This is a genomic window from Pseudomonas sp. ASL4 (genome assembly GCF_056680395.1).
Map to the genome: position 1 here is coordinate 1,331,518 of NZ_CM155280.1, position 14,775 is coordinate 1,346,292.

At 60.4% G+C, this 14,775-nt stretch carries 13 protein-coding genes; 7 read left to right on the forward strand and 6 right to left on the reverse strand.

Annotated features, from left to right (window positions below; translation table 11 throughout):
* Positions 1–167 precede the first annotated feature (167 nt).
* Entirely contained in the window at positions 168–2,345 is a 2,178-nt protein-coding gene (locus AC1MEW_RS05915; protein WP_480425672.1) for a malate synthase G, read from the reverse strand.
* Positions 2,346–2,905: 560 nt separating this feature from the next.
* Between AC1MEW_RS05915 and AC1MEW_RS05920 the strand changes: the two genes are divergently transcribed.
* Positions 2,906–3,424, forward strand: coding sequence for a glycine cleavage system transcriptional repressor (locus tag AC1MEW_RS05920; RefSeq protein ID WP_201198328.1), 519 nt, complete (start codon positions 2,906–2,908; stop codon positions 3,422–3,424).
* A gap of 230 nt (positions 3,425–3,654) precedes the next feature.
* Here AC1MEW_RS05920 and rarD read toward each other — a convergent pair whose 3' ends face one another.
* From rarD to AC1MEW_RS05945, 5 genes are all read right to left on the reverse strand, one after another.
* On the reverse strand, positions 3,655–4,542 hold the full coding sequence (gene rarD / locus AC1MEW_RS05925; RefSeq protein ID WP_201198326.1) for an EamA family transporter RarD: 888 nt from the start codon (positions 4,540–4,542) through the stop codon (positions 3,655–3,657).
* Between the two features lie 176 nt (positions 4,543–4,718).
* Positions 4,719–5,693, reverse strand: coding sequence for a serine/threonine protein kinase (locus AC1MEW_RS05930; protein WP_054616850.1), 975 nt, complete (start codon positions 5,691–5,693; stop codon positions 4,719–4,721).
* Between the two features lie 186 nt (positions 5,694–5,879).
* Positions 5,880–7,781, reverse strand: coding sequence for a PhoX family protein (locus AC1MEW_RS05935; RefSeq protein WP_480425674.1), 1,902 nt, complete (start codon positions 7,779–7,781; stop codon positions 5,880–5,882).
* A gap of 58 nt (positions 7,782–7,839) precedes the next feature.
* A complete protein-coding gene (locus tag AC1MEW_RS05940; RefSeq protein ID WP_201256690.1) occupies positions 7,840–8,604 on the reverse strand; it encodes a TOBE domain-containing protein in 765 nt (254 codons plus the stop codon).
* Positions 8,605–8,787: 183 nt separating this feature from the next.
* Positions 8,788–9,528, reverse strand: coding sequence for a double zinc ribbon domain-containing protein (locus AC1MEW_RS05945; RefSeq protein ID WP_480425677.1), 741 nt, complete (start codon positions 9,526–9,528; stop codon positions 8,788–8,790).
* Positions 9,529–9,620: 92 nt separating this feature from the next.
* Between AC1MEW_RS05945 and bioB the strand changes: the two genes are divergently transcribed.
* From bioB to AC1MEW_RS05975, 6 genes are all read left to right on the forward strand, one after another.
* Positions 9,621–10,676, forward strand: a complete 1,056-nt coding sequence (gene bioB, locus AC1MEW_RS05950) for a biotin synthase BioB (RefSeq protein ID WP_201198295.1) — start codon at positions 9,621–9,623, stop codon at positions 10,674–10,676.
* A gap of 147 nt (positions 10,677–10,823) precedes the next feature.
* Positions 10,824–12,002 (forward strand): 8-amino-7-oxononanoate synthase, encoded by a 1,179-nt coding sequence (gene bioF, locus AC1MEW_RS05955; protein WP_201198293.1) that lies wholly within the window; start codon positions 10,824–10,826, stop codon positions 12,000–12,002.
* The gene (locus tag AC1MEW_RS05960; protein ID WP_201198291.1) at positions 11,995–12,726 is read left to right on the forward strand and encodes an alpha/beta fold hydrolase; all 732 of its coding nucleotides are present in this window, start codon (positions 11,995–11,997) and stop codon (positions 12,724–12,726) included. Before bioF ends, AC1MEW_RS05960 begins: the two co-directional genes overlap by 8 nt.
* Positions 12,719–13,531 carry a malonyl-ACP O-methyltransferase BioC gene (bioC, locus tag AC1MEW_RS05965; RefSeq protein WP_201198289.1) on the forward strand — a complete coding sequence of 271 codons (813 nt, stop codon included), beginning with the start codon at positions 12,719–12,721 and terminating at the stop codon, positions 13,529–13,531. Before AC1MEW_RS05960 ends, bioC begins: the two co-directional genes overlap by 8 nt.
* Positions 13,528–14,208: a dethiobiotin synthase gene (gene bioD, locus AC1MEW_RS05970; RefSeq protein WP_201198287.1), complete on the forward strand. Its 681-nt coding sequence runs from the start codon at positions 13,528–13,530 to the stop codon at positions 14,206–14,208. Before bioC ends, bioD begins: the two co-directional genes overlap by 4 nt.
* Positions 14,209–14,330: 122 nt before the next feature.
* Positions 14,331–14,627 (forward strand): pyrroloquinoline quinone biosynthesis protein PqqE, encoded by a 297-nt coding sequence (locus AC1MEW_RS05975; RefSeq protein ID WP_201198285.1) that lies wholly within the window; start codon positions 14,331–14,333, stop codon positions 14,625–14,627.
* The last annotated feature ends 148 nt before the right edge of the window (positions 14,628–14,775 follow it).

Genomic DNA, 14,775 nt, shown 5'->3' on the forward strand with positions numbered 1-14,775 from the left:
ACGCGAAGCGGCCCCCTGCTTTTTTCAGACAGGCCGCGTTCGCCGACTTTACGACTGCTGTGCAGCCGAACGGGGGCAAGCCCCCTCGCCACAGGTGAGCGCATCCACAAATAAAAAAGCCCTGATCGAAAGATCAGGGCTTTTTCATGTCCAGCATCAGCGTTTAGTTACAAGCCATTGGCAGCCTTGAACTCACGACGACGACGGTGCAGAACCGGCTCGGTATAACCGTTCGGCTGCTTGGTGCCTTCGATCACCAGTTCGACTGCCGCCTGGAAGGCGATGTTGCTGTCGAAGTTCGGTGCCAGCGGACGGTACAGCGCGTCGTTGGCGTTCTGACGATCAACCACCGGCACCATGCGCTTGAGGCTTTCCATCACTTGAGCTTCAGTGACGATGCCATGACGCAGCCAGTTGGCGATGTGCTGGCTGGAAATGCGCAGCGTCGCACGGTCTTCCATCAGGCCGACGTCGTTGATGTCCGGCACTTTCGAGCAACCCACGCCTTGGTCGATCCAGCGCACCACGTAACCGAGAATGCCCTGGGCGTTGTTGTCCAGTTCGTTCTTGATCTGCTCTGGCGTCCAGTTCGGATTGACGGCCAGCGGGATGGTTAGGATGTCGTCCACCGAAGCGCGAGCACGTTTGGCCAGTTCGGCCTGACGGGCGAACACGTCAACCTTGTGGTAGTGCAGCGCGTGCAGCGCGGCGGCGGTCGGCGATGGCACCCAAGCGGTGTTGGCGCCGGCCAGCGGGTGAGCAATTTTCTGTTCGAGCATGGCGGCCATCAGGTCCGGCATGGCCCACATGCCTTTACCGATCTGGGCACGACCTTGCAGGCCGGTGCTCAAACCGATATCGACGTTCCAGTTCTCGTAGGCGCCGATCCACTTCTCAGCCTTCATGTCAGCCTTGCGCACCATCGGGCCGGCTTCCATGGAGGTGTGGATTTCGTCGCCGGTGCGGTCGAGGAAACCGGTGTTGATGAACACCACACGCTCGCTGGCAGCCTTGATGCAGGCCTTGAGGTTGACCGTGGTACGGCGCTCCTCGTCCATGATCCCGACTTTCAGGGTGTTGCGTGGCAGGTCGAGCACGTCTTCGATACGCCCGAACAGCTCGTTCGTGAACGCGGCTTCTTCCGGGCCGTGCATTTTAGGCTTCACGATATAGACCGAGCCAGTGCGGCTGTTCTTGCGCGAGTTGTGGCCGTTGAGGCTATGGATCGCCGCGAGGCAGGTCACCAGACCGTCGAGGATGCCTTCCGGTACTTCGTTGCCTTGACTATCGAGGATCGCGTCGATGGTCATCAGGTGACCGACGTTACGTACGAACAACAGCGAACGACCGTGCAGGCTCAGTTCCTTGCCATCGACACCGGTGTAGGTGCGGTCGGCGTTCATGGTGCGAGTAAAGGTCTTACCGCCCTTGGAGACTTCCTCTGACAGATCGCCCTTCATCAGGCCGAGCCAGTTGCGGTAGATCACCACTTTGTCGTCGGCATCGACGGCAGCAACGGAGTCTTCGCAGTCCATGATGGTGGTCAGCGCGGCTTCCATCAGGATGTCTTTGACGCCGGCAGCGTCGGTCTGGCCGACCGGGGTGCTGGCATCGACCTGGATTTCGAAATGCAGGCCGTTGTTTTTCAGCAGGATCGCAGTCGGTGCCGAAGCATCGCCGTGGAAACCGATCAATTGCGCGTCGTTACGCAGGCCGGTGTTGCTGCCACCTTTAAGGGCGACCACCAGTTTGCCGTCAACGATTGTGTAGCGGGTGGAGTCGACGTGAGTGCCAGCGGCCAATGGCGCGGCTTCGTCGAGGAAGGCACGGGCGAAGGCGATGACCTTGTCGCCGCGGACCTTGTTGTAGCCTTTGCCTTTCTCCGCGCCGTCAGCTTCGCTGATGGCGTCGGTGCCGTAGAGCGCGTCGTACAGCGAACCCCAGCGGGCGTTCGAGGCATTAAGCGCGAAACGGGCGTTCATCACCGGCACCACGAGTTGCGGACCGGCCATGCGGGCGATTTCGTCATCGACGTTTTGCGTCGTTGCCTGGAAATCGGCCGCTTCTGGCAGCAGATAACCGATGTCTTGCAAGAAGGCCTTATAAGCCACGGCGTCGTGTGGTTGACCGGCACGGGATTGGTGCCAGCCGTCGATACGAGCCTGGAAATCATCGCGTTTGGCGAGTAGGGCTTTGTTCTTCGGCGCCAGGTCATGAATGACCTTGTCGGCACCGGCCCAGAACTTATCGGCGGTGAGGCCGGTACCGGGAATGGCTTCGTTGTTCACGAAGTCGAACAGGACTTTGGCGACCTGCAGGCCACCGACTTGAACGTGTTCAGTCATTGCTTGCCTCACTCTGCTCAGCTATTTCGCTTTTCAGCTCTTCAATTTTGACAATGAAGCCTCTGGCCATTTAAACCACAAACCCGTCCGCCAGTACATGCCCTTGCGGGCGGCTGGGTTCGGTCCAATCAACGGCTTGGAGGCCTTGCTGACGGGGCTTTCAGGGTTGCGAGTGTGCCGGTGGCAGACATCGATCCAACGTTATGTAGTGTGCGCTGCGGCATACTACATGATGAATTGCGCTTGTGAAAATTAGACTAATTACGTCGTTCTGCGACCCCATGACGCATTGCGGTCATGTCGGGGAACGGGATGTTCTCAAAAAACTATTGGATTGTTCCAGTTAAATATAAAAACTTGTACACGATTTGTGTTTTTGCAGGGGCGTCGGTGGTGGCCCATTCGCGGGCAAGCCTCGCTCCTACAGGCCCGCGTCGTTCTCATGCGGATTAACGCCGACCTTGTAGGAGCGAGGCTTGCCCGCGAAGGCGTCAGTCGATTCAGCACCGAAACAACCCTTGCCTATACTTCTCTTTCTATAACAAAAAGAGGGCTGCGCCATGGACCACCTCGTACTCACCGTATTCGCGCCGGACAAGGCAGGGCAGGTCGAGCGCATTGCCCAATGCATCGCCGAGCATGGCGGCAACTGGCTGGAAAGCCGCATGTCGCGCATGGCCGGACAGTTCGCCGGGATTCTTCGGGTGGGTGTGCCGGCCGAAGCCTACGACGAATTGGTTGATGCCCTACAGGCGTTGTCCGCTCATGGCATTCGGGTGCTGATCGCTGAAAGTGGCATCGAGCAATCTTGCACCTGGAAGCCGATTGCCATGGAGCTGGTGGGCAACGACCGGCCGGGGATCGTGCGCGACATCACTCGTTTACTGAGCGAGCAGGGCGTGAACCTGGAACGCTTGGTCACTGAAGTACGCCCGGCGCCGATGAGCAGCGAACCGCTGTTCCATGCCGAAGCGATTCTCGCGGTGCCGCTGACGTTGTCCCTGGACGTGCTGCAATCACGGCTGGAAACCCTGGCCGATGACTTGATGGTTGAATTGGTCCTGCGCAGTGATCCCTGACCCAGCGGTCCCTGACAGTGTTATCCAAGTTTAACGTGCACCTGCCTGTGGATAACCTGTAGAGATACCCCGCCAGGCCAAGCCGGCCGGGGCTCTTCAGGTTCTGATCAAAAAACCAGCAGTTTCAACAAGTTGCGCACAAACGGCGGGGATCACGCTGTGGATAACCTTGGGAAGGATTGATGCAGGCCACGAAAGACGTGGCCTGTAGAGGTTTGTGCGTTTTTTGATCAGCGACGGCGACGCATACTGATCACCGCATCGACGCTGTAAATCGCCAGGCCAGCCCAGATAAAGATGAACGCCACCAGAGTGCTGGACGACAGGTGTTCACCAAACAGCAGAACGGCTTGCAGCAGCACCAGCGTCGGCGCCAGGTATTGGAGAAATCCCAGCGTGGTGTAGGGCAAATGCCGCGCGGCGGCGTTGAAACACACCAGCGGCACCAGCGTCACGGGGCCGGCCGCCACCAGCCACCAGGCTGCGGACGTGGTCCAGAACTCGGCCTGCGCGCTGCCCGCTGTCGGGTTGAACAGCAACCAGGCCGTGGCAATCGGCACCAGCATCCAGGTTTCCACTACCAGACCCGGCAACGCCTTGACCGGCGCTTGCTTGCGGATCAGCCCGTAGAAACCGAAGGTCAGCGCCAGCACCAGCGAAACCCACGGCAGACTGCCGACCTGCCACACCTGTTGCGCCACGCCAACCGCTGCCAGACCCACCGCCAGCCACTGCATGCGCCGCAGTCGTTCACCGAGGATCAGCATCCCCAGCAACACGTTCACCAGCGGGTTGATGTAGTAACCGAGGCTGGCTTCGAGCATTCGTCCGTTGTTCACCGACCACACATAAGTCAGCCAGTTGGCCGCGATCAGCGTGCCGCTCAGGGCCAGGATTGCCAGCCGTTTCGGGTTGTCGCGCAACTCGCGCCACCAGCCCGGATGTTTCCAGACCATCAGCAGCAGGGCGCCGAATAGCGCGGACCAGAGCACGCGGTGGATGATGATTTCTACAGCCGGCACCGAGGCGATGGCTTTGAAGTAGATCGGGAAAAGTCCCCAGATGATGTAGGCACTCAGGCCCAGGATGTACCCGCGACGCGGGTTGGCAGCTTGCATGCAGAATCCTTGCTTAGGCAGCTAACAAAGTAGGGGATTGTAAGGAGATTTGTAGGAACGGTCGCGGACCAATGTGGGAGCGGGCTTGCTCGCGCCGGCGTCGGATCAGTCGACATTGATGTTGAATGAGCAACCGCTTTCGCGAGCAAGCCCGCTCCCACAGGGGATAGGGGAAATCAGAAGAGTTTTAACGGTTCTTCGTTGAGTGCAGACAGTTGCTCACGCAACGCCAACACCTGATCCCCCCAATACCGCTCACTGCCGAACCACGGAAAACTGTGGGGGAATGCCGGGTCATCCCAGCGCCGAGCCAGCCAGGCGCTGTAGTGCATCAGGCGCAACGCCCGCAGCGGTTCGATCAGCGCCAATTCCCGCGGGTCGAAGTCGTGAAATTCGTTGTAGCCGTCCATCAATTCCGACAACTGACCGAGACATTCCTGACGATCCCCGGCGAGCATCATCCAGATGTCCTGCACTGCCGGGCCCATGCGGCAGTCGTCGAGGTCGACGATGTGGAACATCTCGTCGCGGCACATCATGTTGCCAGGGTGGCAATCGCCGTGCATGCGGATGTTCTGGTGCGGCGTGGCCTTGTAGACCTCTTCTACTCGTTTGAGCAGATCACGAGCGACGGACTCGTAGGCCGGCAGCAGGCTTTTCGGGACGAAATTGCCTTCGAGCAAAGTGTTCAGCGAATCGTGACCGAAGTTCTTCACGCCCAGCGCTTCACGGTGCTCGAACGGCTTGGTCGCCCCAACGGCGTGCAGGCGCCCGAGCAATTGGCCCAGGCGATACAGCTGATCAAGATTGCCCGGCTCCGGCGCCCGGCCGCCACGGCGGGGGAACAGGGTGAAACGGAACCCGGCGTGCTCGTGGAGGCTGGCACCGTTGTGAATCATCGGCGCGACCACCGGCACATCGCATTCGGCGAGTTCGAAGGTGAACTGGTGTTCTTCGAGGATCGCTTCGTTGGTCCAACGCTGCGGGCGATAGAACTTGGCGATCAGCGGCTCGGAGTCTTCGATGCCGACCTGGTAGACGCGGTTTTCGTAGCTGTTGAGCGCCAGAATGCGAGCATCGCTGAGAAAGCCGATGCTTTCGACGGCATCGAGCACGAGGTCTGGGGTGAGGGTTGCAAACGGGTGGGCCATGCTGACTCCTGCGCGCAGCAGGCTGCCGCGTCCGGCCAAGCATGGTAGCGCAGACGGGGCTTCTATAGTGGTTGGGCTTGAGATGAGTGTTGTCTGGGCGGACGCCATCGCGAGCAGGCTCGCTCCCACATTGGATTTGTGAACACATAACCCTGTGGGAGCGAGCCTGCTCGCGATGGGGCCGTATCAGGCGCCGACGACCCCGCCATCTTCACGGGTAATGGCCATCACTGAAGAACGCGGTTTGCCATTCGGCAGGTGCTCTGGGAAGGTCGAGCCACCGTTTTCCCCCGGATGCTGAATCCCGACAAACAAGGTTTTCTGATCCGGCGAAAAGCTGATCCCCGTTACCTCACAACCAATCGGCCCGACCATAAACCGGCGAATTTCCCCAGTCACCGGATCAGCGCAAAGCATCTGGTTATTGCCCATGCCCGCGAAGTCTGCGGCATTGCTCGAATCGCCATCAGTCAGAATCCACAAGCGTCCAGCCTCGTCGAAACCCAAGCCATCCGGGCTGTTGAACATGTTCTGCGGCGTGATGTTCGACGAGCCGCCCTTTGGCGTGCCGGCGTGAACCCCCGGATTGCCGGCGACCACGAACAAGTCCCAGGCAAAGCTTTCCGAGCCGTGATCATCACGGTCGGTGCGCCAGCGCAGGATCTGCCCGTAAACGTTTTTCTCCCTTGGGTTCGGCCCGCCGACGGGTTGGCCGTCTTCGCCGCGCTTGGCGTTGTTGGTCAGGGTGCAATAAACCTGGCCGTCCTTGGGACTGACCACGATCCATTCCGGGCGGTCCATGCGCGTGGCGCTGACGACGCTGGCCGCGAGGCGAGCGTGAATCAACACCTCGGCCTGATCGGCAAAGCCACTGCTGGCGTCGATGCCGTTTTTGCCGTGGGTCAGTTCGATCCACTGGCCCTGGCCTTTCGGATGATCGGCGTTGCCGTCGCCGGCGTCGAAGCGCGCGACATATAAGGTGCCGTGGTCAAGCAGGTCGCGGTTGGCCTTGGGATTGCCGTGGTCGATTTTGTCGCGGCTGACGAATTTGTAGATGAACTCACCGCGCTCGTCGTCGCCCATGTAGACCACGGCGCGCCCGTCATTGGTTTCAGCCAGGGCGGCGTTCTCGTGCTTGAAACGGCCCAGGGCGGTGCGTTTGACCGGGGTCGACTGCGGGTCGAACGGGTCGATTTCCACCACCCAGCCGTGGCGGTTGAGTTCGTTAGGGTTCTTCGCCAGGTCGAAACGCGGGTCGTGTGGGTGCCAGTTGATTTCCTTGCTGGCGGCCACGGCGCCGTAGCGTTTTTGCGCGACATCGAATTTTTGCTCGGCGTTGCTGCTGCCGAAGCAATCGGTGAAGTTCTCTTCGCACGTCAGGTAGGTGCCCCAAGGCGTCTTGCCGTTGGCGCAGTTCTGGAAGGTGCCGAGGACTTTCTTGCCGTGCTTGTCGGCGCTGGTCTTGAGCAATTCGTGACCGGCCGCCGGGCCGCTCAAGCGCAGCGGCGAGTTGCCGTGGATGCGGCGGTTGTAGCGCGAGCCTTGAACGAATTCCCACTGGCCACGGCGACGTTGTACTTCGATCACCGATACGCCTTCGCAGGCCAGGGCCTTGCGCACGTCTTCCGCCGATTGCGGCATGCCGCCGTGGGGATAGAGGTAGCGGTAGTTGGTGTATTCGTTGTTGATCGCCATCAGCGCACGGTCGTTGTCGCCAGGGAAGGCGAACAGGCTCATGCCGTCGTTGTTGTCGCCGAACTGCACTTCCTGGGCCTGGGCGGTGCCGTTACCGCTCGGATCGAAGGCCGGGCCATTCTTTTGCAGAGGCTGGCCCCAACTGATCAGCACCGAGGACTTGTAGCCTGGCGGCAAGGTGATGACGTCAGTCGTGGCGGAGGCGATGCTGTTGAAACCCAGCAAATTGCTCGAGCCGGCGCTGACACTGGCGGCCAGCACGCTGCGGCTCAGCAGGTTGCCACCGAGGAACATCGCCGCACCGCAGAGGGCGCCGGCGCTGATGAAACCACGACGGCTGAGGCCGACCATTTTTTCCAGGTCGGTGGGTTGGTTCTCTTCTAATAGGCTCACATCAGGCTCCCTGCTGGATTTTGCAGTCACCTTAGTGAGCGTTAGTGAAGGTTTTGTTTCAGAGTGGAGTGCCCAACAGGACGTTGGACGGCGCAAATTGCACGAGCACCGGGCTGTCGATGGCGAGGCCGGAGGTTCTTAAATGCAGCGGCTCGGCCAGGGCGCAGAGTGTCTGGCCGTTGGGCAGGCCGATGCGCACTTCGCTGGGGCCGTCTTCGGCGTCGAGAATCTGCTCGATAATGCCTTTCAGACAATTGTTGCCAGGTGTTGCGGGTTGGTCGATGGCCAACAATTCCAGCCAGCCGGCCTTGATCAATGCGACGACTTCGGTGCCGGTTTGCAGTTCCAGGCGCAGGGTGCTGTCGTGGGTGATCTGTGCATCGATGCTTAAGCCTTCGGCCAGTTCCAGACGGATGCGGTCGTTGCGACCCTGGGATTCGATCGCCATCACTCTGCCGTGCAATTGATTGCGCGCGCTGGTGCGCAGCATCAGCCGACCGAGCAAGTCCAGATCGCTGGCGTCTTCGGCCGCTTCAAGCACCTGAGCCTGCAACACTTGCAGCTTTTGATACAGCCGCAAGACGCGCTCGCCTTCGCTGGACAACTTGGCGCCACCGCCGCCCTTGCCGCCGACGCTGCGTTCCACCAGTGGTTTTTGCGCGAGGTTGTTCAATTCATCGATAGCGTCCCACGCCGCTTTGTAACTCAAGCCCGCGCTTTTCGCGGCGCGGGTGATCGAGCCTTGTTCGGCGATGTGTTGCAGCAGGGCAATGCGCTGCGGACGGCGGACAATGTGCTGGGACAACAACGTAGGCAATGACATGGCAGGTGCTTTGGGTTGTGGCGATGGGAGGACGTTGGCGGCTTGGGCTGCGGGAGTCAAGTCAGACGGTAGTCCTGTGGGAGCGGGCTTGCTCGCGAAAGCGTCAGTTCAGTCGACATCTGCGTTGAATACCAGTCCGCTTTCGCGAGCAAGCCCGCTCCCACAGGGTTTTGTGGTGTTCAGTTAAATTGTGTCGCCGGGTTTTGGGGTTCTGGCCAGGCAATAGACATCGACCCGGGCCGCGCCGGCGTCCATCAGCAGGCGCGCCAGGGTTTGCGCGGTAGCACCGGTGGTCAGCACGTCATCGATCAGGGCCAGATGACGGCCGGTGACGCACGCATCGGGTGTCAGGGCGAAGGCGTTACGCAGGTTTCGCTTGCGGGCCTCGGCCTTCAGATCCTGTTGCGCGCTGGTGTCCTGAATCCTCAGCAGCAGTGTTTCGTCACAAGGAATGTTCAGGCTTTCACTGAGCCACTTCGCGAGCATCGCCGCCTGGTTAAAGCCTCGTTGGCGCAGGCGCTTCGTGGCCAGCGGTACCGGGATCAACGCATCGGGTCGATCAAGGTCTTCTTCGAAGCGATGTTGCAGGAATTGCGCAAGAAGTTCGCCGAGCAAGCGGCCAAACGGCCACTTTGCGTTGTGCTTGAAGCGGGTGATCAGCGTATCCACCGGAAAGCTGTAGATCCACGGCGCCGCCACTCGCTCGAAGGCCGGCGGTTGTTGCAGGCATTGGCCGCACGTCAGGTCGGACGCGGGCAGTGGCAGGGCGCAGGTCTGGCAGTGATCGCCGAGCCAGGGCAACTCGGCTTCGCAGGCTGTACAGATCGGCGTGGTGTCGTCGGCGGGCTCTGAACAAAGCAAACAGAATTGTTTATTTTTTAACCAGATGTAAACCGGTCCTGCGTATCGTGGTTGACAGCGCATCGCTCTTCCTTAAATATGCCGAACATCCGTGTCGCGCCTGTGGGTATTGCGTTACCCCAGTCGCCAGCCAAGCATAAATCAAGGAAACGCCCATGAGCGCCAGCACCTCTGCAACCCTGCGTCATGACTGGTCTTTGGCCGAAGTCAAAGCACTCTTCGTTCAGCCATTCAACGACCTGCTGTTCCAGGCGCAGACGGTGCACCGCGCCCATTTCGACGCCAACCGAGTCCAGGTTTCGACGCTGCTGTCGATCAAGACCGGCGCCTGCCCGGAAGATTGCAAATATTGTCCGCAGTCCGGTCACTACAACACCGGCCTGGAAAAAGAAAAACTGATGGAAGTGCAGAAGGTCCTCGAAGAGGCCGCTCGCGCCAAGGCCATCGGTTCGACCCGTTTCTGCATGGGCGCTGCCTGGAAACACCCGTCGGCCAAAGACATGCCGTACGTGCTGGAGATGGTCAAAGGCGTGAAAGCCATGGGCCTGGAAACCTGCATGACCCTCGGTCGTCTCGATCAGGACCAGACCGTTGCGCTGGCCGACGCTGGCCTCGACTACTACAACCACAACCTCGATACCTCGCCGGAGTTCTACGGCAGCATCATCACCACCCGCACCTATGGCGAGCGTCTGCAAACCCTGGCTTATGTGCGTGATTCGGGGATGAAGATCTGCTCCGGTGGCATCCTCGGCATGGGCGAGTCCCTCGATGACCGCGCCAACCTGCTGATCCAGTTGGCCAACCTGCCGGAACACCCGGAATCGGTGCCGATCAACATGCTGGTGAAAGTTGCTGGTACGCCGCTGGAAAACGCCGATGACATCGACCCGTTCGACTTCATTCGCATGCTCGCCGTCGCCCGCATCCTGATGCCGCAATCCCACGTGCGCCTGTCCGCCGGCCGCGAAGCGATGAACGAGCAGATGCAGGCCCTGGCCTTCTTCGCCGGTGCCAACTCGATTTTCTACGGCGACAAGTTGCTGACCACCGCCAACCCGCAGGCCGACAAGGACATGCAACTGTTCTCGCGCCTGGGCATTCTGCCGGAAGCGCGCGAAGAGCACGCCGATGAAGTGCATCAAGCGGCTATCGAGCAGGCGCTGGTTGAGCAGAAGAGCAGCGAGCAGTTCTATAACGCTGCTGTTTGACCCGACACAAATCAAATGTGGGAGCGGGCTTGCTCGCGAAGGCGGAGTTTCAGTCACCATAAATGTTGGATGTGACGGCCCCTTCGCGAGCAAGCCCGCTCCCACATTGGGATTGAATGTTTACCCATATTGACCTCCGAGGCCTGCATGTCTTTCGATCTCGCCGCACGCCTTGCTGCCCGTCGTGCCGAAAATCTCTATCGCCAACGCCCACTGCTCGAAAGCCCTCAAGGCCCTGAAGTAGTCGTCGATGGTCAGCCGTTGCTGGCGTTTTGTAACAACGACTACCTGGGCCTGGCCAATCACCCGCAAGTGATCGAAGCCTGGCGCGCCGGTGCGGCTCGCTGGGGCGTCGGCGGCGGGGCTTCGCATTTGGTTATCGGCCACAGCACCCCCCATCACGCGTTGGAAGAGGCGTTGGCCGATCTCACCGGGCGCCCGCGTGCGCTGCTGTTCACTACCGGTTACATGGCCAACCTCGGCGCGGTCACCGCGTTGATCGGGCAGGGCGATACGGTGCTGGAAGACCGGCTCAATCACGCCTCCTTGCTGGATGCCGGTTTGTTGTCCGGTGCGCGCTTCAATCGTTATCTGCACAACGACGCTGAGAGCCTGGCCAAGCGCCTGGAGAAAGCCACCGGCAACACGCTAGTAGTCACCGACGGCGTGTTCAGCATGGACGGCGACATCGCCGATCTGCCGGCGCTGGCCCGCGAGGCCAAGGCCAAAGGTGCGTGGCTGATGGTCGATGATGCCCACGGCTTTGGTCCGCTGGGCGCCAATGGTGCCGGGATCGTCGAGCATTTTGGCTTGAGTCAGGAGGATGTGCCGGTGTTGGTCGGCACCCTCGGCAAGGCGTTCGGTACGGCCGGTGCGTTTGTGGCGGGTAGCGAAGAGTTGGTCGAGAGTCTGATCCAGTTCGCTCGTCCCTACATCTACACCACCAGCCAGCCGCCGGCCCTGGCCTGCGCGACGCTGAAAAGTCTCGAATTACTGCGCAGCGAGCATTGGCGGCGCGAGCACCTTAATGTGCTGATCCGTCAATTTCGTCGAGGTGCCGAACAAATCGGCCTGGAACTCATGGACAGCTTCACACCGATCCAGCCGATCATGATTGGCGATGCCGGGCGCGCGGTTCGACTGTCGCAGATGCTGCGCGAGCGCGGTCTGATGGTGACCGCGATCCGTCCGCCCACCGTGCCGGCCGGCAGCGCTCGCTTGCGCGTGACCCTGACCGCCGCCCACAGCGAGGCGCAGGTGCAGCTATTGTTAAATGGACTGGCCGATTGTTTTGCACAACTGGGACCGGAGCCAAGCCATGCGTGATCGTTTGATTCTGCTGCCTGGCTGGGGACTCGGCGTTTCGCCGCTGGAGCCCTTGGCGGCGGCGTTGCAGGGGCTGGATGAACACCTGCGGGTCGAGATCGAACCTTTGCCGGAACTGGAATCGGGTGATCTTGCCGAGTGGCTTGATGAGCTCGATTCGACTCTGCCTCAGGATGCCTGGCTCGGCGGTTGGTCTCTGGGCGGCATGCTCGCCTCCGAGTTGGCGGCGCGGCGCGGTGATCGCTGCTGCGGCTTGCTGACGCTTTCGAGTAACCCCTCGTTTGTCGCCCATGAGCAATGGCTGAGTGCGATGCCCGGCGAGACGTTCGATGCGTTTCTGGCGGGTTGTGGCGCCGATCCGCGCATGACGTTGAAACGTTTCTCGCTGCTCTGCGCCCAAGGTGCCGAAGACCCGCGCGGGCTGTCGCGACTGTTGCTTGGCGGTGCGCCGAGTACGTCGACGGCGGTATTGATGAGTGGTCTGGAAGTGCTTGCGCAACTGGATACACGTCAGGCGTTGCAGGCGTTCCGTGGCCCACAACTGCATCTGTTCGCCGGCCTCGACGGGTTGGTTCCGGCCGAAGCGGCCGCAGAATTGCTGGCGCTGTTGCCGGATGTCGAAATCGGCCTGATCGAACAGGCCAGCCACGCGTTTCTTCTGGAAGACCCCCACGGTGTGGCGGGGGCGATCCAGGCATTTTTGCATGAGTCCGGTGATGACTGATTTATCCCTTCCCAACCTGCCCGGTGGTTTGCCCGACAAACGTCAGGTGGCAGCGTCCTTTTCCCGCGCGGCGGCCAGCTACGACAGCGTGGCTGAGTTGCAGCGCGATGTTGGCAGCGAGCTGTTACGTCGGTTGCCAGATGATTTTGTACCGGGTCGCTGGCTGGACCTGGGCTGCGGCACCGGGCATTTCAGTCGAGCGCTGGGTGAGCGTTTTCCTGCCGGTCACGGCGTGGCGCTGGACATCGCGGAGGGCATGCTCAATCACGCTCGGCCATTGGGCGGTGCAACGCACTTCATCGCCGGCGATGCCGAGCGGCTGCCGTTGCAGGACTCGACCTGTGACCTGATTTTCTCCAGCCTCGCGGTGCAGTGGTGTTCGGACTTTACGTCGGTGCTCAGTGAGGCATATCGGGCATTGAAACCGGGCGGTGTTTTCGCGTTTGCTAGTCTTTGTGTAGGAACGTTGTACGAATTGCGTGACAGTTGGCGTCAGGTGGATGGCATGGTGCACGTCAACCGCTTCCGCGAGTTCGGTACTTATCAACAGCTGTGCACGGCCAGTGGCTTGAAGGTTGTCAGTCTGCAAGCCTGTGTGCATGTGCTGCATTACCCGGATGTGCGCAGCCTGACCCACGAGCTCAAGGCGCTGGGCGCGCATAACCTGAACCCTGGACGGCCGGGCGGTTTGACCGGCAGGGCGCGAATCCTCGGCTTGATCGAGGCGTATGAACAGTTTCGTCAGGCACAGGGACTGCCGGCGACTTATCAAGTGGTTTATGCCGTGTTGGAGAAACCCTTATGAGCGCAGCCTATTTCATCACGGGCACCGACACTGATGTCGGCAAGACCACCGTTGCTGCGGGTTTGCTGCATGCCGCGCGGTTGGCGGGGTTGAGTACGGCGGCGGGCAAACCGGTGGCCTCCGGTTGCGAGGTGACACCCAAGGGATTGCGTAACGCCGATGCGTTGGCGTTGCTGGCTGAGTGTTCGGTGCCGTTGACGTATGCACAGGTCAACCCGGTGGCGTTCGAACCGGCGATCGCTCCGCATCTGGCAGCGCGGGAGGCGGGCGTGGCGTTGACGGTGCAATCCTTGCTGACGCCGATGCGTGAGATTCTGGATTTGAACGCAGACTTCACGCTGATTGAAGGCGCTGGTGGCTGGCGCGTGCCTTTGGCGGATCAGGACAATTTGTCGGACTTGGCGATGGCGCTGAATCTGCCCGTGATTCTGGTGGTTGGCGTGCGGTTGGGTTGCATCAGTCATGCACTGCTGACCGCTGAAGCGATTGCTAACGATGGGCTGCAATTGGCGGGCTGGGTGGCCAACATCATTGATCCGAAGACCTCGCGCCTGGAGGAAAACCTCGCCACGTTGGCCGAGCGCATACCCGCACCGTGTTTGGGGCGGGTGCCGAAACTCAAGTCGGTGACGGCGGAGGCGGTGGCCGAGCATCTGCAATTGGATCTGTTGGATTAATATTTCCAGGTGCGGGTTTTTGCTATGACAAGGCACTATGCCATTAGTGTTTTTGTCGGGTGTTTTGTCCACGTGTCTGCTTCAATAGCCACTGTTGATCCTTTGCAAGGACGAGTTCTCCCATGGAAATCTCAGGAAGCACCGCTTTTTATGCCGGTCTGAGCACTATTCAGACAGGGCAGAACCGTGTTGATCAGGCTGCCGGCCAGATCGCCAACACCACGATTGATCGCTCGGAGAAGAGCCAGTCCTCCGAAGCACAGGTTGATCGTCTGCGTTCGGTTGATCGCAGCCAGCAATCAGACCTGGCCAGCAATATGGTCGAGATGTCTCAGGGCAAGTTTCAGGTTGAGCTCGGCGCGAAAGTCGCCAAGGCTTCCGATGAAATGCTTGGGACGTTGATTGATACCTACGCTTGATCGCTTGCTGAATCTGCTACTCCGACGCCGCGAATCTTCGCGGCGTTTTTCTGCGTAAGTCCTTCTCCCTCAACTAATCTTTCCTGCATGGCTTGTCGCTTTGTCGACGGCGGTGCGCGGCTGCGTGGCCGTTATGTGCGCGGCATGA

What these genes read in the sequence shown, in the direction of transcription:
- AC1MEW_RS05915 (WP_480425672.1), bottom strand. Translation starts at nt 2,345, where the DNA reads ATGACTGAACACGTTCAAGTCGGTGGCCTGCAGGTCGCCAAAGTCCTG.
- AC1MEW_RS05920 (WP_201198328.1), top strand. Translation starts at nt 2,906, where the DNA reads ATGGACCACCTCGTACTCACCGTATTCGCGCCGGACAAGGCAGGGCAG.
- rarD (WP_201198326.1), bottom strand. Translation starts at nt 4,542, where the DNA reads ATGCAAGCTGCCAACCCGCGTCGCGGGTACATCCTGGGCCTGAGTGCC.
- AC1MEW_RS05930 (WP_054616850.1), bottom strand. Translation starts at nt 5,693, where the DNA reads ATGGCCCACCCGTTTGCAACCCTCACCCCAGACCTCGTGCTCGATGCC.
- AC1MEW_RS05940 (WP_201256690.1), bottom strand. Translation starts at nt 8,604, where the DNA reads ATGTCATTGCCTACGTTGTTGTCCCAGCACATTGTCCGCCGTCCGCAG.
- AC1MEW_RS05945 (WP_480425677.1), bottom strand. Translation starts at nt 9,528, where the DNA reads ATGCGCTGTCAACCACGATACGCAGGACCGGTTTACATCTGGTTAAAA.
- bioB (WP_201198295.1), top strand. Translation starts at nt 9,621, where the DNA reads ATGAGCGCCAGCACCTCTGCAACCCTGCGTCATGACTGGTCTTTGGCC.
- bioF (WP_201198293.1), top strand. Translation starts at nt 10,824, where the DNA reads ATGTCTTTCGATCTCGCCGCACGCCTTGCTGCCCGTCGTGCCGAAAAT.
- AC1MEW_RS05960 (WP_201198291.1), top strand. Translation starts at nt 11,995, where the DNA reads ATGCGTGATCGTTTGATTCTGCTGCCTGGCTGGGGACTCGGCGTTTCG.
- bioC (WP_201198289.1), top strand. Translation starts at nt 12,719, where the DNA reads ATGACTGATTTATCCCTTCCCAACCTGCCCGGTGGTTTGCCCGACAAA.
- bioD (WP_201198287.1), top strand. Translation starts at nt 13,528, where the DNA reads ATGAGCGCAGCCTATTTCATCACGGGCACCGACACTGATGTCGGCAAG.
- AC1MEW_RS05975 (WP_201198285.1), top strand. Translation starts at nt 14,331, where the DNA reads ATGGAAATCTCAGGAAGCACCGCTTTTTATGCCGGTCTGAGCACTATT.